Source organism: Campylobacter portucalensis, from assembly GCF_009690845.1.
In the GTDB taxonomy this organism is placed as follows: domain Bacteria; phylum Campylobacterota; class Campylobacteria; order Campylobacterales; family Campylobacteraceae; genus Campylobacter_B; species Campylobacter_B portucalensis.
The window spans coordinates 41,687-58,199 of record NZ_VWSJ01000001.1 but is presented as its reverse complement, the minus strand read 5'-3'; the positions used below and the strand labels follow the sequence as shown (position 1 = coordinate 58,199).

General features: G+C 27.6%; 17 protein-coding genes. 8 read left to right on the top strand and 9 right to left on the bottom strand.

Annotated features, from left to right (window positions below):
* Positions 1-38 precede the first annotated feature (38 nt).
* Entirely contained in the window at positions 39-812 is a 774-nt protein-coding gene (gene surE / locus F1B92_RS00295; protein ID WP_154569923.1) for a 5'/3'-nucleotidase SurE, read from the top strand.
* Positions 800-1,477: a tRNA threonylcarbamoyladenosine dehydratase gene (locus F1B92_RS00290; protein WP_154569922.1), complete on the top strand. Its 678-nt coding sequence runs from the start codon at positions 800-802 to the stop codon at positions 1,475-1,477. The genes surE and F1B92_RS00290 overlap by 13 nt, the downstream gene beginning before the upstream one ends.
* 2,234 nt (positions 1,478-3,711) lie before the next feature.
* On the opposite strand, the gene F1B92_RS00285 is transcribed toward F1B92_RS00290, so the two are convergent.
* The 4 genes from F1B92_RS00285 to nhaA are packed head-to-tail and all read right to left on the bottom strand — an operon-like array spanning position 3,712 to position 6,753.
* Positions 3,712-4,107 carry an SEL1-like repeat protein gene (locus tag F1B92_RS00285; protein ID WP_154569921.1) on the bottom strand — a complete coding sequence of 132 codons (396 nt, stop codon included), beginning with the start codon at positions 4,105-4,107 and terminating at the stop codon, positions 3,712-3,714.
* Between the two features lie 10 nt (positions 4,108-4,117).
* Entirely contained in the window at positions 4,118-4,441 is a 324-nt protein-coding gene (locus tag F1B92_RS00280; protein ID WP_154569920.1) for a type II secretion system protein, read from the bottom strand.
* A 10-nt stretch (positions 4,442-4,451) separates the two neighbouring features.
* A complete protein-coding gene (gene prfB, locus F1B92_RS00275) occupies positions 4,452-5,552 on the bottom strand; it encodes a peptide chain release factor 2 (protein ID WP_154569919.1) in 1,101 nt (366 codons plus the stop codon).
* The gene (nhaA, locus tag F1B92_RS00270; RefSeq protein ID WP_154569918.1) at positions 5,545-6,753 is read right to left on the bottom strand and encodes a Na+/H+ antiporter NhaA; all 1,209 of its coding nucleotides are present in this window, start codon (positions 6,751-6,753) and stop codon (positions 5,545-5,547) included. Before nhaA ends, prfB begins: the two co-directional genes overlap by 8 nt.
* A 128-nt stretch (positions 6,754-6,881) precedes the next feature.
* Between nhaA and panC the strand changes: the two genes are divergently transcribed.
* The 3 genes from panC to tilS are packed head-to-tail and all read left to right on the top strand — an operon-like array spanning position 6,882 to position 9,964.
* The gene (panC, locus tag F1B92_RS00265) at positions 6,882-7,703 is read left to right on the top strand and encodes a pantoate--beta-alanine ligase (RefSeq protein ID WP_154569917.1); all 822 of its coding nucleotides are present in this window, start codon (positions 6,882-6,884) and stop codon (positions 7,701-7,703) included.
* Position 7,704: 1 nt separating this feature from the next.
* Entirely contained in the window at positions 7,705-9,006 is a 1,302-nt protein-coding gene (gene rimO, locus F1B92_RS00260; protein WP_154569916.1) for a 30S ribosomal protein S12 methylthiotransferase RimO, read from the top strand.
* Positions 8,999-9,964: a tRNA lysidine(34) synthetase TilS gene (gene tilS / locus F1B92_RS00255; protein ID WP_154569915.1), complete on the top strand. Its 966-nt coding sequence runs from the start codon at positions 8,999-9,001 to the stop codon at positions 9,962-9,964. The genes rimO and tilS overlap by 8 nt, the downstream gene beginning before the upstream one ends.
* On the opposite strand, the gene F1B92_RS00250 is transcribed toward tilS, so the two are convergent.
* A complete protein-coding gene (locus F1B92_RS00250) occupies positions 9,944-10,702 on the bottom strand; it encodes a hypothetical protein (protein WP_154569914.1) in 759 nt (252 codons plus the stop codon). The two genes, tilS and F1B92_RS00250, sit on opposite strands and share 21 nt — an antisense overlap.
* 127 nt (positions 10,703-10,829) lie before the next feature.
* On the opposite strand from F1B92_RS00250, the gene F1B92_RS00245 reads away from it, so the two are divergent.
* Complete coding sequence (locus tag F1B92_RS00245) at positions 10,830-11,378, top strand: nitrous oxide reductase accessory protein NosL (protein WP_154569913.1); 549 nt, start codon at positions 10,830-10,832, stop codon at positions 11,376-11,378.
* Positions 11,379-11,381: 3 nt separating this feature from the next.
* Here F1B92_RS00245 and F1B92_RS00240 read toward each other — a convergent pair whose 3' ends face one another.
* From F1B92_RS00240 to F1B92_RS00230, 3 genes are read right to left on the bottom strand one after another with little or no spacing between them, the layout of a single operon-like run.
* Entirely contained in the window at positions 11,382-12,041 is a 660-nt protein-coding gene (locus tag F1B92_RS00240; protein ID WP_154569912.1) for a lysophospholipid acyltransferase family protein, read from the bottom strand.
* The gene (gene miaB / locus F1B92_RS00235; RefSeq protein ID WP_154569911.1) at positions 12,022-13,320 is read right to left on the bottom strand and encodes a tRNA (N6-isopentenyl adenosine(37)-C2)-methylthiotransferase MiaB; all 1,299 of its coding nucleotides are present in this window, start codon (positions 13,318-13,320) and stop codon (positions 12,022-12,024) included. Before miaB ends, F1B92_RS00240 begins: the two co-directional genes overlap by 20 nt.
* Positions 13,317-13,559 (bottom strand): HP0268 family nuclease, encoded by a 243-nt coding sequence (locus F1B92_RS00230; RefSeq protein WP_154569910.1) that lies wholly within the window; start codon positions 13,557-13,559, stop codon positions 13,317-13,319. Before F1B92_RS00230 ends, miaB begins: the two co-directional genes overlap by 4 nt.
* 159 nt (positions 13,560-13,718) lie before the next feature.
* On the opposite strand from F1B92_RS00230, the gene nusA reads away from it, so the two are divergent.
* Together nusA and F1B92_RS00220 are read left to right on the top strand one after the other, a co-directional pair.
* Positions 13,719-14,768 (top strand): transcription termination factor NusA, encoded by a 1,050-nt coding sequence (nusA, locus tag F1B92_RS00225; RefSeq protein WP_154569909.1) that lies wholly within the window; start codon positions 13,719-13,721, stop codon positions 14,766-14,768.
* A gap of 324 nt (positions 14,769-15,092) precedes the next feature.
* Complete coding sequence (locus F1B92_RS00220) at positions 15,093-15,656, top strand: outer membrane beta-barrel protein (protein ID WP_154569908.1); 564 nt, start codon at positions 15,093-15,095, stop codon at positions 15,654-15,656.
* A gap of 518 nt (positions 15,657-16,174) precedes the next feature.
* On the opposite strand, the gene F1B92_RS09280 is transcribed toward F1B92_RS00220, so the two are convergent.
* Entirely contained in the window at positions 16,175-16,300 is a 126-nt protein-coding gene (locus F1B92_RS09280) for a hypothetical protein (RefSeq protein WP_268233910.1), read from the bottom strand.
* Positions 16,301-16,513: the final 213 nt, after the last annotated feature.

Sequence of the window (16,513 nt, the reverse complement as noted above, 5' to 3'; positions counted from 1 at the left end):
ACAAAATTATGTTAAAATTAAGGCAAAAAGGATAAATTTTGAAAGAAATTTTAATAACAAACGATGATGGTTTTGAAGCAAAAGGCTTACTAGAATTAGCTTATGCTTTAAAAGATATTGCAAAAGTTACAATAGTCGCTCCAAGCTCTGAAAAATCGGCTTGTGCTCATTCTTTGACATTAACAAAACCCCTAAAATTTGTAAAAGTTGATGATAATTTTTATAAACTAGTAGATGGAACGCCTAGCGATTGTATATATTTAGGGCTTCACACTTTGTTTTGCGACAAAAAGCCAGACTTGATTATAAGTGGTATAAATCACGGTGCAAATTTAGCTCAAGATATTACTTATTCAGGGACTTGTGGCGGTGCTATGGAGGGCGTTTTGCAAGGTATAAATTCTATTAGCGTTTCTCAATTTTATGATGGCGATAGTTTGGAGAAATTTGGATTTGATTTAGCGTGTGAAATCACTCATAATTTAGTAAGAAAAATTTTTGAAAATGGCTATCCTTTGTCAAAAAATAGATTTTTAAATTTAAATATTCCAGCAGTTTGCAGGCAAGATTTTAAAGGCATAAAAGTTGTTGAAGCTGGTTGTAAAGATTATGATACACAAGCTCAGTTTTGTAAGAATCCGCGCGATGTTGAGTATTTTTGGCTAGGAAAAATGCAAATAAATTTTGATATAAATCAAAACAAAAATACAGATTTAGAGGCTATTTATAACGGCTATGCAAGCCTAACTCCTTTAAATTTAAATTTAACCGATTATTCATCGATGCAAGGCGTTTTAAAATGGATAGAATAGATAGATTTACTCGCCTTAGGTGGCTTTTGGGAGAAGAAAATTTTGAAAAATTACAAAGCGCAAAAGTTTTAGTTTGTGGTTGTGGCGGTGTTGGCGGGGCTTGCATTGAGGTTTTGTATAGAAGTGGGATTATAAATTTAAGTATTGTGGATAAGGATATTTTTGAGATAACAAATCAAAATCGTCAAATTGGAAGTGAAAATTTAGGAGCTAAAAAAGTTGAAGTTTTTGCTGATAAATTTAGCGGTATAGAACCAATTTATTCTTTGATTGATGATGAGTTTATTGATAATTTCGATTTTAATAAATTTGATTTTGTAATTGATGCGATAGATGATGTTGGGGCAAAAGTAGCTTTGGCTAATAAAATTGTTAATAACACAACTAACAAAACTAAATTTGTTAGTTCTATGGGTGGTGCAAAACTCCTAAATCCAGCACTTATAAAGATAACTAACATTTGGCAAACTCACACTAATCCGTTAGCTAAAAAATTTAGATATGAACTCAAAAAAAGTGGTTTTAAGAAAGATTTTGATGTAGTTTATTCAACAGAAGTGCCTAATTGCAAAAAGCTTGGAAGTTTTATGGGAGTTACTGCAACTTTTGGTAATTTTTTAGCGAGCTATGTGGTAGATAGGTTAATTATGGCTAATTATGACTAGTGTTGCAACATTATGCATCCAGAAATTTTTTAAAAGCACAGTAGAAATGCTAATTAACCAAAAATAAGTAAAAACTCACTTAGATATTTGGATGCTGATTTTGTATAATGTCGTTTATTGTTGGCGTTTAGAAACAAATAAATCAAACTAACTATCGTGAGAAATAAATGGCTTTTGTATTTATATGGTGTTTTAAAGATTATTTACAAGACGAGCAATAATAGAGCCAATAACTAGCCAAAGACTTATATGAGAGAATTTCATAAGAAATTTATAAAAAGTATAAATTATAATTAAAATTTTGTTAAATTTAATCATTTGGGCAATAAATATACAAAATTATGTTAGCGATAACTGATACATGCAATTGCTAAATATTTTTAGAGTTGTGCTTTTAAAAAAAAATAGTTGGGTTTGTGGCGGTTATTTTGATAAAGAAAGAAGGTGCTTTGCGTTGGCTATTTGAAAAAAGGGCTTATTTAGTGAAAATGTTGTTTTGGTAAAGTGTATGAAAATGCCATTAATTAGCTCTATAAGGTAGATACATACCTGATTTACATATTAAATAGCTTAAAAGGTATAGTAAATTTTGGTATTTTAAGTGCAGGATCGGTGGTTGATGAGAATATATTGTTTTTAACTTGTGCAGGAAAAATGATATTTACTTTTAAATAAGTAATTTAAATAGACAATGATTTAGCAATTTAAAATTTTAGATTAAAATTAACTCAAATATCCTTATTTATAGATTTAATAGAATTTAATATAATCTTTTTTGAACTCGACCCATACTTTTGATTTACTTTTGATAGAAAATTGCAGTCATTTATATCGCACTAAAAAGCCTTTAAATTTAAAATATATTTTTAAAAATTCTCATTTATATGATTTAAAATCATTATTATAATGCCTTGCTATAAAATATTTTAACTTCATAATTTTATTTATTAAATTTAATTAAAATTTACCATTTTGTGCAAATTTTATAAATTAATTTAACAAATTTAGCTATCTGTATATTATTTATTTGAACATTTTACGCTAAATCATATTTGCTACAAACTCTTTTTATTACAAGATAGATAAAATAAATTTTAGACTCAACATTACCCAAACTCCATCAAATTAGCCTTAAGCTATGATTTACTTAAATTTATAAGAAAATTTTCTATCTTAATTTAAGCCATAAGATAAAAACAATGCTAAAATAATGCAAAATTATTTTACAAAAACATCTTTTTTGCTTTTACGTAAAAGGTCTTGGTGGATTAAGGTTTAAGTGTTAAATTTAATGCAATGTTTTGAAATTATATCAATGAAATCAAAATTAGGGATATTTCAAGATTAGAGAAATTTTATTTTGTATTTATAAGTGTTAGTTTTGGTATATGCTAAATAGAAAAATATTAAAATTTATTAAAACTGATTAAATTTATTGAGTCTAAAATTTTATTTTACAGCTAAAATTAGATATCTTCTTTAATCATTATTAATTTTTTATGATTTTTATCTGTGGCTCTTTAAAACATTAAAATTTCATCTATTTGATAAGCATGCTTTAAAATCTTCTAAACTTTACAATCAAATTGTAAAGTTGCTGGAGTTTAGGTTGATTGAGTTAAATTTAATGTGATGCAACGAGATATTAAACGGTAAATAAACATTTATTGCAAAATTGGTTGAGCCCTTCTAGCAATAGGTAGATTGAAAATTTTTTACAAGTAAATAAGTCAAAAATATAAAAAGTTTATCATTTTAGGTATTTTAATGTGATTATAAATTTAGTTACATTTTTATAAGCAAAAATTTGTTTATATTAATAAACATAATCTTTTAGCTATAATCGTCAAGTTATTTGCATTTTAATTTAGTAAAGGTTGATAGAAATTTATGCTTTTACCCCCCCCCTTTTTTTTTATCATTGCAAAAATGTTATTTAAATTCGATAATAGCCTAAAATTTATAGCTCATTTGCAAAATATCATTAAATTTTAAAATAGATATAATTACCATTTATCGAGATGCCAAATTTAGATATAATTTTGCTCACTATTAAATTCGATATCTAATAGAACTGCTTCTAAAATTTACGCCAATTCATATTTTAGCAGTTTTGATATCTATACAAAGATATATCTAAATTTAGCCCTTAAAATTCTTAAACGATAAATCATAACAAAAAGCTTTTTGTTGGCGTTTTGATTAAATTTAGCTCAAAATAGTTTTATAAAATGCTATTTTTCTAATCTCCTCATATCTTCACAACTTGGCGTATCTCCCATAAAACAAGATCTTTCATATATATCAAATGCTTTTGCCTTATTTACTAAAACCCCTTTGCCATCTTCAAACATTTTAGCCATTTTTTTGCAAGATGGTATGGATTGAAATTTCGCGCACGCAAAATCATAAGCTGTAATTGCTTTTAAAAAATCTTTTTTAGAGTAGTATGTATCGGCTATTTTTATAATTTCAACATCACTAGAAATTTCGTCTAATTTAATAATCAATTCTTTTAAAGAGTCTAAATTTTGTTTAGTTTGAATGGTTGGTTTTTTAACATCTTGTTTTGAAGATGCACAACCACCAAAAACTAAAATTGATACCAAAATTAAAATATTTTTCTTCATCCTATCTCCTTTATTTTCTACCTAAAATATAATATGTTTCTTTATTTTGTACTTTTTCTAAATTTATCTTATGCTTGTTTGCCCACGCAAAAATAATATCTCTAACACTCTCTTTTTCTCTATCATTTTCTGGCTGATTTTTTATCTTAAAATAATCATTTGAATTTGACATAGCTATATAAGCTCCATGAATTTTTAACTTATCATTTAAATTTATAATACTTTCTAACTCGCTGTTGGTAAAATCACATTTTGATAAAATGCCTCTAAGCTGTAATAATGTAGCATCATTTAATACATAGCCTAGCGAAACCAAAATTCCCTCTTCACTCATTTCTTCTCCTTTAATTTTTATTAGATTGAGATATCAAAACCCCTTCTATAACTTTTTTTAAATCACCATCCAAAACCGCTTCAACATTTGAATAGCTTAAATTTGATCTATTATCTTTTACTTGCTGATAAGGAAAAAGCACATAACTTCTTACTTGATGTCCCCAGCCTATTTCGCTTTTATCAATGCTATTTGCACTCTCGTTTTGTTTTTCCAACTCAAGCTCATAAAGTCTTGATTTAAGCATTTTCATAGCAGTGGCTCGATTTTTATGCTGGCTTCTATCATTTTGACATTGCACGACAATACCTGTTTTTAAATGTGTTATCCTAACAGCACTTTCAGTTTTATTTACATGCTGACCACCTGCCCCACTAGCCCTATAAACATCCACCCTAATATCTTTTTCTTCTATCTCAATATTTATATCATCATCAATCTCAGGACTTACCATAACACTTGAAAAACTAGTATGACGCCTACCTGCACTATCAAATGGACTAACTCTAACAAGACGGTGAATGCCATTCTCGGCTTTTAGATATCCATAAGCATTTTCTCCTTTTACGATAAAACTTACATCTTTAAGCCCTGCCTCATCGCCCTCTTGAAAATCTAAAATCTCTATCTTATAACCTTCTCTTTCGCAAAATCTCAAATACATTCTATAAAGCATACTGACCCAATCATTGCTTTCTGTTCCACCAGCTCCAGGATGAATGCTAATAATTGCATTTTTAGAATCATCATTTCCGCTAAGCATCATCGAAATTTCTAAATTTGTAATACTATCTTCTAAATTTAAAGCATCTTCAAATAAAGATAAGATAGTTTCTTCATCGTCCTCACTTAAAGCTAAATCGTATAACTCAATAGCATCGTTTAATGGATTTTTAGCCTTTTCATATTTAAATAGCATATTTGAAATTTTAGTCTTTTCTTTTGAAATTTCACTAGCAGTTTTTACATCACTCCAAAAATTTGGATTTTTTTCTAGCTCGCTTATTTCATCAAGCCTTTTTTGAATTTCATCAGGCTTAATAATTAAAGCTACATTTTCAACTTTATTTTTAAGCTTTTTTAAAAGCTCTGTATATTCATAATTATCCAAGCTCATCTTCTCCTATTTCATCATTTACAATAGCTTTTACTGGCTCTTGCTTTGTAGCGTTTTTATTTAAAATTTGATATCCAATAATTGCTGCTAAAAACGATGCTATTAAAATCGCTAATTTATCAGCATAGAAGAAAAGATTGCTATCATTATATGCGATTGAATCTATAAATAAACTCATACTTGCTCCAATGCCGGTTAAAAATGCTAACCCTAAAAATTGTTTATAATTTGCACCCATCGGTAAATTTGCTAATTTTAGTTTTATTACAACATATGAGAATGCAAAGACTCCAAGAGGTTTTGCAAGCACAAGACCAAAGATTATGCCTAAAGATGCAGGATGCATTAAACCACCAAAAGCTTCATTAGTTAGTGGAATTCCAGCATTTACAAAAGCAAAAAGCGGCATAACTATATATGTTATAAAATTTTTTAAACTATTTTCCACATATCTAAGCATAGAATAACCTTTTATTGGTTTTAAAGGTATAAAAAATGCAGCTATTACTCCAGCTATAGTTGAATGAACACCAGATTCTAAAAAACTAACCCATAAAAGTGCCATTGCAGCTGCATAAAATCCAAATTTATTAACTTTCAATACATTTAAAATAAAAAGCACGCAAATAAGCACTCCTGCCATTATTAAAGCAAAATTTGAAAGCTCACTAGTGTAAAAAAATGCTACTATTACAACAGCACAAATATCATCAATAATTGCTAAAAGAAGTAAAAAAAGCTTTAAGGATGATGGAACTTTTGAACCAAGTAAAAGCAAAATTCCAACAGCAAAAGCAGTATCGCTAACAGTTGGTATCGCCCAACCCCTCATAGCAAAATCATCACCATAAGTGAAAGCTAAAAAGCAAAGTGCAGGAACAACAACCCCGCCAATACCACCAACAACAGGTAAAACAACTCTGCTTGGAGTTCTTAGCTCTCCAACTAAAATTTCTCTTTTTACTTCAAGCCCGATATAGAAAAAAAACAAAGCCATCAAGCCATCATTTACCCACAATATTAGTGGTTTTATAATTTTATACTCACCTAAAACTATACCAGATTTTAATCTTAAAAATTCATTATAAAATTCAGTCAAAATAGTATTTTGAAATAAAAGTGCAAGTAAGCTTGCAATTATTATCAAAACTCCGCCAGTTGCTTCATGCTTTAGTAATTTTCCTATTTTTTGCATATTATCTTTCTTTTTAATATAAATTTTTACAGTATTTTACCAAAAATTATATTAAAATAAAGAATGTTCTATTTATATTAAGCAAAATTTAGTTATAATTTTTTCAAATTTAAAAAAATAGGAAAAATATGCTTATAATTCGTTCTGTTTGCGAACTCAAAAAAGAATTATCAAATTTAAAAGGTGAAATAGGATTTGTCCCTACAATGGGTGCTTTGCATAATGGTCATATAAGTTTAATTGAAAAATCAAAAACACAAAATGATTATACCGTTGTTTCTGTTTTTGTAAATCCAACTCAATTCTTACCAAATGAAGATTTTGATAAATATCCAAAAAATGAGTCAAATGATATAAAAATTTGTAAAAATTTAGAAGTTGATATACTTTTTATGCCAGATAAAAATGAAATTTACCTTGAAAATGAGCCTAAAATTTTAGCACCAAAAAATTTGGCTAATATCCTAGAAGGAGCAGTTAGACCTGGACACTTTGATGGTGTTTGTATGATTTTAAATAAATTTTTTAATCTTATTAAGCCAAAAAGGGCTTATTTTGGAAAAAAGGACGCCCAACAAATTGCTGTAGTTGAAAATTTAGTAAAAACATTTTTTATGAATATAGAAATAATCCCTTGTGAAATCATAAGAGAAGCTGATGGGTTAGCGCTTAGCTCAAGAAATTCTTATTTGGATGAAGAACAAAAATTATATGCCTTAAAGCTATCACGCTCACTTTTAAAAGCTCAAAATTTAATTAATCAAGGTCAAGTTGATACTCAAATGATAAAATCTGAAATGAAAACCATATTAGAGCCATTAAAGATTGATTATATAGCTTTTACAAACAAAAATTTTCAAGAAATCAGCAAAATAGAAATCAACAACACTATAATTTTAGTAGCAGCAGTTGTCGGCACTACAAGATTAATAGATAATATCTGGATATAATATGGCAAAACTTTATTTATGTTCTTTGGGTTGTAATAAAAATTTAGTTGATAGCGAAATAATGTTAGGAAGGTTGCAAAATTACGAACTTACTTCAACCCCACAAGATGCAGATGTGATGATAGTAAATACTTGCGGATTTATAGCTTCTGCAAAAGAAGAGAGTATTAAAACCATACTTGAGCTTGCAAATTTTAAAAAACAAAATTCAGTCTTAGTTGTAACTGGATGTTTAATGCAACGCTATAAAAAAGAGCTTATGGCAGAGCTTCCTGAAGTTGATATTTTTAGCGGTGTTGGTGATTATGACAAAATAGATGAGATGATTTTAAAAAAGCAAAATCTTTTTAGTCCTAGCACTTATCTTCAAAAAAATGAAAAAAGAGTAATAACTGGTTCAAATTATCACGCTTATATAAAGCTTTCTGAAGGCTGTAATCAAAACTGTAGTTTTTGTGCTATACCAACTTTTAAGGGTCGTTTAAAAAGCAGAAATATAAAAGATATCTGTAAAGAGGTTGAAAATTTAGTAAAAGATGGATTTTATGATTTTAGTTTTATATCTCAAGATAGTAGTAGTTTTGGGCGTGATTTAGGATTAAAAGATGGTCTTTGTGAGTTGATAGGTGAAGTTGAGAAAATTGATGGGGTTAAATTTGCTAGAATTTTATATCTATACCCAACAACAACAACGCCAAATTTGATTGAGAAAATAGTAAATTCAAATAAATTCTTAAATTATTTTGATATGCCAATACAACACATTAGCAATAATATGCTCAAAATTATGCGTCGTGGTGCTAAGAAAGAGAAAATTATAGAGCTTTTAAATTTAATGAGAAATTCTTCTAATTCATTTTTAAGAAGTGGTTTTATAGTGGGGCATCCAGGAGAGAGTGAGGCTGATTTTGATGAACTTTGCAAATTTTTAGAAGAGTTTAAATTTGATAGAGTTAGTGTATTTGCATACTCAAAAGAAGAGGATACTTTAGCTTTTAATATGGCTCAAATTCCATCCAAAATCATCACAAAAAGATTAAATAAACTAGAAAAAATAACTCAAAATTTAGTAAAAAATAGCTTTAAAAATGAAATTTCAAAAGAAATTTTATGCGAAATCAACGGAGTTAGTAGCGAAGGCGAGATGTTTTTTGGGGTTAAAAATATACTTTGGGATAGAGATATAGATGGAGAGATTTTAATTAACGATACTCAAATACAAAATCTGCAAGTAGGTGGAATTTATAGATGCAAAATCACTGAATTTACAGGCGAAAAACTTATCGGAGAGATAGTTGCTTGATGAAAAAATAGTTGAAATTTTAAAATCCAAAAAATCTCTTTTAGCATTTTCTTATGGAGTTGATAGCACGGCTTTATTTTATTTGATGTTAGAAAATAATATAAATTTTGATATCGCTTTTATTAATTATAACACGAGAAAAAATAGCCCAGCAGAAGAAAAAGCCACTTTAAATTTAGCTAAAAAATTTGATAAATTAGCTCATATAAAAAGAGTGAAAATGGATTTAAATACACCAAATTTTGAAAAAATAGCAAGAGATTTAAGATATGAGTTTTTTAATGAAATTTGTCTAAAATTTGGTTATGAAATTTTAATAACAGCCCATCAACTAAATGATCTTTTTGAATGGTTTTTAATGAGAATATCAAAAGGTTCAGGGCTTGTAAATGCCGTTGGAATGGATATTTTCGAGAAAAAGCAAAATTATATTTTAATCAGACCTTTGCTTTATACCGCTCGATTTGAAATAGAAAAATATTTAAAAGATAATAAAATCAAACACTTTATAGACGACTCAAATTTTAATATCAAATTCCAAAGAAATTATATCAGACAAAATTTTAGTGATGAATTTATCCAAAAATTTGCTCCTGGGATCAAAAAAAGTTTTGAATTTTTTAAAAAAGATAGGGATATTTTGCTAGGAGATTTTATTTTTGAAAATAAAGAAATTTTTGTGATTAAAAATAGCTCAAATTCTATAAATTTAATAGACAAAGCAGCTAAAATTTTAGGCGTTTGTATGTCGCAAAATCAAAGAAAAGAGCTTGAAAAAGATTGTGTAATCTCATCTAAAATAAGCATAACACACTATCAAGATAAAATTTTCATAGCACCATACAAAACGCCAATTATGAATAAAAAATTTAAAGAAATTTGCAGAATAAAAAAGATCCCAAAACTTCTTAGAGGATATATTTATTTAAATCAAAATTTACTTCAACTTCTCTTTTAAATTTATCTTATTCATAAAATCAACAATATTTAAAGGCACGATTTGTGTTTTTATAAAAATTTTTGTAAAAATATAGTAGCCAACCTCGCTACTTTTTTCATCATAAATATAAATTTCATTTATAAATTCATTGCTATTTTCGTAAAATTGTTTTATAAAATTTTCTAAAATATTACAAAAAAACTCATCTATATCGCTCAAATTAGAATCGCTTTCTAAATAGTTTAAAATCTCATCATAAATCTCAACCATTTTGGTGACAAAAACTCTATCTTCATTTGCGATCATAAAAGCAGCGGATTCATTAAATCTTAAAACAAAAAGTGATGTGCCTTTAAAGTTTTGATTTTTTGATAAAAAATATAAAATTTTAAATGCACTCATATACTCATTAACTACAAAATTATTTGATTTTGCAAAATCATCAATTTTAGTTTTATCCATATAGCAAAAAACTTTTTTATCAACCTCTTCAAACGCGTATTCATCGGTATTTATGCTATCTTTTTTAAATTCTATTCCTTGATTTGCAGAAGTATGCATAATACTAATATAGCTTTGATCCTTTGCTATTTTACCTAGCTTTTGAAGGTTTTCATCTTCTTCTAATAAAAACTCATCAAATTCCTCACTTACTACACTTTTTTTTGAACCCATTTTTCTTATAAAAATTTTACATCTCTTACCATCTAAAAGCACACTACAAAAAACTTTTGGTGTCTTTTTTAAAAAGTTCATTTTACTTCCTCGTATGTTTTTTATATTCTATCAAAATTATACTTAAATATAATTTTTTTTTAAAATTTTAGGAATAATTAATGAAAATTAGATATTATTAATGAAATTTTTACATAAAGGATAGTTTATGAAAAGACGAGATTTTATAAAAAATAGCTCTCTTTTGATTTTTGTTGGCGCGATAAATACCAATCTATTTGCACATGCAAAAAATATAGATTTTAGATCTGTAGAGCCCGAAAAAGCAGAAATTTTACAAAAAATAAAAAATAGAGATTTTTGCTATATATGCGGTATGAAATTAAGTAAATTTTATAAAACAAATCATGCAGCAAAAGCTAACGGAGAGATTCATCAGTACTGTTCTATTAGATGTATGGTTTATGATGCTTTACAAAATGGCTCAAAACCAGTAGAGCCTTTAGTTGTTGATACTATAAATTTAAATTTTATAGATGCACAAAAAGCATTTTATGTTTATGGTTCAACAATGCCAGCAACTATGACAAAAATCAGTTCATACGGCTTTTTGCATAAAGATGAAGCAGTGAAATTTAAAGATAAATTTGGTGGTAAAATTTTAAATTATGATGAAATTTATTTAGAAACAAAAGCTCTTTTTAGCGATGATTTAAGTCAAAAAAGAGAGAAGATGATGCATCATCACAATCATTAATTTTTATAAGCTAAATTTCATATCATTTGCTTTTGCCATAAAAAGTTGAGATTGAATTTTAGCTTTTGCTTCATTTATGCTTAAATTTTTAACGCTAAAAGATTTGCTAAGGCTAAAATTTATTGTTGAAAATGGTTTTGGCAGTATCATTTCATCCCAACTTTTAAACTTCCAAAATTTACTAGCCTCATAATTTAAAGCATAAATTTCTAATTCCATCTTTTGGGCGATTATTACAGCACCGTCTGCTACGCTATATATAGGACCCCGTGGGCCATCTGGAGTTATAATTACATCAATGCCGTTTTTTATCTCTTTGAAAGAGTTTATTAAAGCCTTTATTGCACCTTTTGAACTGCTTCCTCTGATGGCTTTAATGTGAAATTTTTCAATCACTTGAGCTATAATTTCACCATCTTTATGATCAGAAATTATAACCTTACCCTGTTTTTTACCCTTAAATTTCTTAAGCCACCAATGCCTATATGCAAAACTCATCATCGCTAAACGACCGTGCCAAAAGACAACAACACAAGGATTTGGTGGCAGTTGTGTTTTTGTGAAAGTTTTTTTGCAGGTTAGATAAATTAGCCAAACAGCACAAAACAAAATCCATTTAGTTAAAAACATTAAAATTCTATTTTTAAGAGATGACTTTTCCATATAAAACCATTCTTTTTGGCTCGATAATCTCAACTTCTAAAATTTTACCTAAAAGCTCTTCACTTCCCTTTACTAAAACGCTAAAATTAGAAAAAGTCCTGCCCGCTACTTGATTATTTTCTCTAAGCTCTTCAAAATATACTTCAAATTTTTTACCATTTTGTTTTAGCATAATTTCATCTAAAATTTGAGTATGTCTATCTTGAAGCATTTTTAAACGCATACTTGCTATATTATCTTCAATTGGAATTAAATTTGCAGCTGGAGTTAGCGGACGAGGGCTAAATTTAAAAGAGAAAATTTGTTCAAATTTAACTTGATTTATAACATCCATCGTATCTTCAAAATCATCATTACTTTCGCCTGGATAAGCCACTATTATATCGGTGCTTATACAAACTTCTGGACAAATATTTCTAAGTTTTAAAGCTCTATTTAAAAACCACTCTTTTGTGTAGCCTCTTTTCATATCTTTTAAAATTTTAGTTGAGCCACTCTGCAAAGGCATATGCATTGATTTGCAAATTTTATTATTATTTACAAAAACATCTAAAAATTTATCATCCATATGAAGCGGATGTGGGCTTGTAAATCGAATTCTCTCAACCCCATTTACTTGACTAATCTCATTCAATAAATCACTAAAATCAACTTTTTTGTGCGAATTTGAAAATCTTTTTCCATAATTATTTACATTTTGTCCTAGCAAAAATATCTCTTTTGCTCCATTAGTTGCTGCTTTTTCTACCTCTTTTAATATCAAATTTAAAGGTATAGAAATTTCATCACCTCTAGTTTGTGGCACTATACAATAAGTGCATTTTTTATCACATCCTATCATTATATTTACATAGGCTTTATATGGACTGCTTCTAAAATCCCCAAAAGCATACTCGCTATCATCATAATTAATATCAGTACTTATAAATTTAGGCGAATTTAGAGCTGCAACTATTTTTGATGTATTTCTTGCACCCAAAACAAAATCCACATATGGAGCACGTTTGAAAATTTCAGCACCAAGATGGCTTGCAGTACAACCCAAAACTCCTATTTTAGCACCGCTTTTTTTTGCTTTTTCAAAAGCTCCAATTTCACTAAAAAGTTTATGGACTGGTTTTTCTCGAACAGAGCAAGTGTTGATTAAAATCAAATCCGCTTTTGTTAAGTCATCAGTAAGCTTATAATCGGCCGATTTTTGAAGCTCAGCAATTATATGCTCAGAATCCCTAACATTCATAGCACAGCCCAAAGTTTGTATAAACAAAAATTTACTCAAAGTATATGCACCTCATACATATATTCATTATCATCAAGCCCATATTTAACGGTACGCAAATAAGCACTCATTCCATTGCTTTCAAAATGTTCAATTAAAGCAATAAGATCCTTGTGTTGATTTTCTCTATCAAAATAAAAAATCTTTTGACCAGCTTTTTTAATTTCTTGTTCTATTTTTTCTAATGTTATTGTTCCACCAGATTTATCAGGCTCTTTTCTTGCTAATTTTAATTCCATTTTTTATCCTTTAGCTTTTTTAAATTTGTAAGTATATCAAATTTTATGTAAAAATGAGTTTAAAAATTTATAATTTTAAAGAAAATAAAAGGGTAAAAGTAGTATAATCAAATCCTTGCAAAATTTTAATCTCAAAAATATTATTGTTAAAGGAAAAAGATGGAAAAAATTAATGACATAATAGAATCTATCGCAAATGAAAAAGGCTTAGATTTTGAAGATGTTAAGCAAAAAGTGTTGATATCATTTATCAATACTGCAAAAAGATTATTTGGTCAAGATTACGAATACGAGGCTCTTTATGATGAAAATGCGAAAAATATTAAACTATTTAAAAAGGCCATTGTTGGCGAACAAATTACACTAGATGATGCTAAAAAAATAGATCTTGAAGTTGAAAATTTAGATGAGATAAAATTTGATATAAATTTAAATGAATTTGGAAGAACAGCATCTGAATGTCTATCAAAAGAATTAAATTATCACATACAAAGATTGCTAGAAGAAAAAATTTTAAAAAGTTGGAGTAATAAAGTTGGAAGCTTGATTTTTGGTAGCGTAATTCATATAGACAAAGATGAAACAACTTTTATAGAAATAGATGATTTAAAAGTTTTTATGCCAAGAAAAAATAGAATCAAAAACGAAAATTTTAAAGTAGGTGATATCGTAAGAGCCGTGATTAAGCGTGTTTGGGTGGATAAAAAACAAGGTATAAAAATAGAAGTTTCAAGGACGAGTCCAAGATTTTTAGAGGCTATGCTTGAAATTCAAGTACCAGAGATAAAAGATAAAAATGTAATCATAAAATCATGCTCTAGAATTCCAGGAAGAAAAGCAAAAGTATCTCTTCTTTCAATCAATCCAAATATCGATCCAATAGGTGCTTGTGTAGGAGTTAAAGGAGTTAGGATAGATGCTGTAAGCAAAGAACTAAATGGAGAAAATATAGATGTTTTTGAATACTCTTCGAGTCCTGAAATTTTAGTATCAAGAGCCATTTCTCCAGCTATTGCAAATTCAGTTAAAATAGATGAAAAAAAAGCAAAAGTATATATAAATAGCGATCAAAAAAGTAAAGCAATTGGTAAAGAGGGGATGAATATACGCCTTGCTTCTATGTTAAGTGGGTACGAAATAGAATTGATAGAAAACAGCACAAGCGAAAATCAAGTTGTAAAAGATCTTAAGTCTTTATTTGGCGAGTAAGTAAAATAGCCATAAAATGCTAAATTTTATTAATTAATGGCGTTATGGCTTAAATATATAAATTTTTCTAAATAATATGCTTGAAATATAATTTTTGGCTAGTTTAATTTAATATGCACTTTAGAAATTTTATTTTTATATTTCGTATAAATTAGTTTGATCGTTTTTATCACAAGATATCAACAAAATTTTATAATATTTTAAAACTTATAAATTAAAATTATCATAATTCCGCTCTAAATTTTTAATTTTCACTCATTTTTTAGCTAACTTTAGGGGGGGGGTAAAATTACAATTAAAATTTATTTTAATGAAAGAGAAAAAATGAAAAATTTAGTCAAAATTAGTTTTATTGCTAGTTTATTGTTTGCTTCATCGATAAATGCACATGAAAGAGCTTTTGTGGGCGTTGAGGGTGGCTATGAATTTTTTAACCAAGGTCCAGCACTAGGTGCAAAAGGTGGTTATAGCTTTGGTGATTTTAGGGTTTATGGTGCTTATGATTATACAAGATTTGAAGAAAAGGATTATAGTAACAATAAAATATCTACAGAAGTAAAAGCTACAACGCGTAACCTATACATAGGTCTTGACACTACTCCAGAGATTGCAGATAATCTCAAAGCAGTATTTGGTTCTTATATGGGGTATGGTCAATCTAAAGCAAAAGTACAAGGATTTGTAAATAATAAGTCCTTAGTAGGGCTTGTGAATAGTGAAAGTCTTTGGTTAGTAGGCACAAAACTAGGTTTAGAGTATATCGTAGCAGATCACCATGGTATCGAGACTGGTTTAAAGTATGATCTTATAAAAATTTATGACCAAAATGGCGATCACGCTAAATTTAGGATGGTTAAACAATACCTTGGCTACTCTTTTTATTTCTAAATTTAAAAATAGCTTCTATAAAGCCTAAATCTTAGGCTTTATAATTCTTAAACTAAGGTTATAATACTATTTTACATATCAATGCTACAAATAAAACAATCATAATAATTTAAACAAACATTTTTTATTTTTAGAGAGATAATTTATGGGCATAAAATGAAAATTTGATTTTCTTCAACTGCAATCGTTTGCTAAATAAAAATTTTAGCTCAATTGGATTTTCTCTTATTAATTTTATAATATCTTATATGAATCTTTACATCTTTTTTATATTGTATCTAGTCACACTCTTTTAAGTGTAGAATAAAATTATCTCAATGCAAACCTTTAAATTTACTTAATCTATGTTTATGAAATTTTCTATTTCATTAATGTGATTTTTGTCATTTGCAAAAACATCTTTACACTACTTTACTCTTTAATTCCATAATACAATAAACTATCCAATAAATTACACTATTGTCTAATTAGATAAATCCCTTTAAAATAGATTAATTCTTCGCTAAAGCAGTTTTTAATTACTTTTTTAGTATTCCAAAAAGGAGTTTTTTCTCTTTTGCCACGAACTCTTTTAATTCTAAAAAACTCTCATTTATTTCTATCTCGCCACTAAATTTAGAAATTTTCTCACACTCATTTATCATTAAATTCTATTTTTTGATAAATTTCTATAAAGTTATTTATAACGACTATTGGTTTTAATATTTTTGTGGTTCCTTTTTCTTTGCAAAAATACTTAATATTTTTCTAAATTTAACCTTTAAAATTCTTAAATGATATATTTTTCATCGGTAAAATTATAAATCTTTTGTTAAAAGTTAAATTTAATCTAAATTAAATCGCATTTTAAGAGTATT

Bases quoted from the DNA above. Each gene is read 5' to 3' on its own strand.
- rimO (WP_154569916.1), top strand. From the start codon at position 7,705: ATGGCAAAACTTTATTTATGTTCTTTGGGTTGTAATAAAAATTTAGTT.
- F1B92_RS00280 (WP_154569920.1), bottom strand. From the start codon at position 4,441: ATGAGTGAAGAGGGAATTTTGGTTTCGCTAGGCTATGTATTAAATGAT.
- F1B92_RS00250 (WP_154569914.1), bottom strand. From the start codon at position 10,702: ATGAACTTTTTAAAAAAGACACCAAAAGTTTTTTGTAGTGTGCTTTTA.
- nhaA (WP_154569918.1), bottom strand. From the start codon at position 6,753: ATGCAAAAAATAGGAAAATTACTAAAGCATGAAGCAACTGGCGGAGTT.
- nusA (WP_154569909.1), top strand. From the start codon at position 13,719: ATGGAAAAAATTAATGACATAATAGAATCTATCGCAAATGAAAAAGGC.
- F1B92_RS00245 (WP_154569913.1), top strand. From the start codon at position 10,830: ATGAAAAGACGAGATTTTATAAAAAATAGCTCTCTTTTGATTTTTGTT.
- panC (WP_154569917.1), top strand. From the start codon at position 6,882: ATGCTTATAATTCGTTCTGTTTGCGAACTCAAAAAAGAATTATCAAAT.
- F1B92_RS00220 (WP_154569908.1), top strand. From the start codon at position 15,093: ATGAAAAATTTAGTCAAAATTAGTTTTATTGCTAGTTTATTGTTTGCT.
- F1B92_RS00285 (WP_154569921.1), bottom strand. From the start codon at position 4,107: ATGAAGAAAAATATTTTAATTTTGGTATCAATTTTAGTTTTTGGTGGT.
- F1B92_RS00240 (WP_154569912.1), bottom strand. From the start codon at position 12,041: ATGGAAAAGTCATCTCTTAAAAATAGAATTTTAATGTTTTTAACTAAA.
- F1B92_RS09280 (WP_268233910.1), bottom strand. From the start codon at position 16,300: ATGATAAATGAGTGTGAGAAAATTTCTAAATTTAGTGGCGAGATAGAA.
- F1B92_RS00230 (WP_154569910.1), bottom strand. From the start codon at position 13,559: ATGGAATTAAAATTAGCAAGAAAAGAGCCTGATAAATCTGGTGGAACA.
- F1B92_RS00290 (WP_154569922.1), top strand. From the start codon at position 800: ATGGATAGAATAGATAGATTTACTCGCCTTAGGTGGCTTTTGGGAGAA.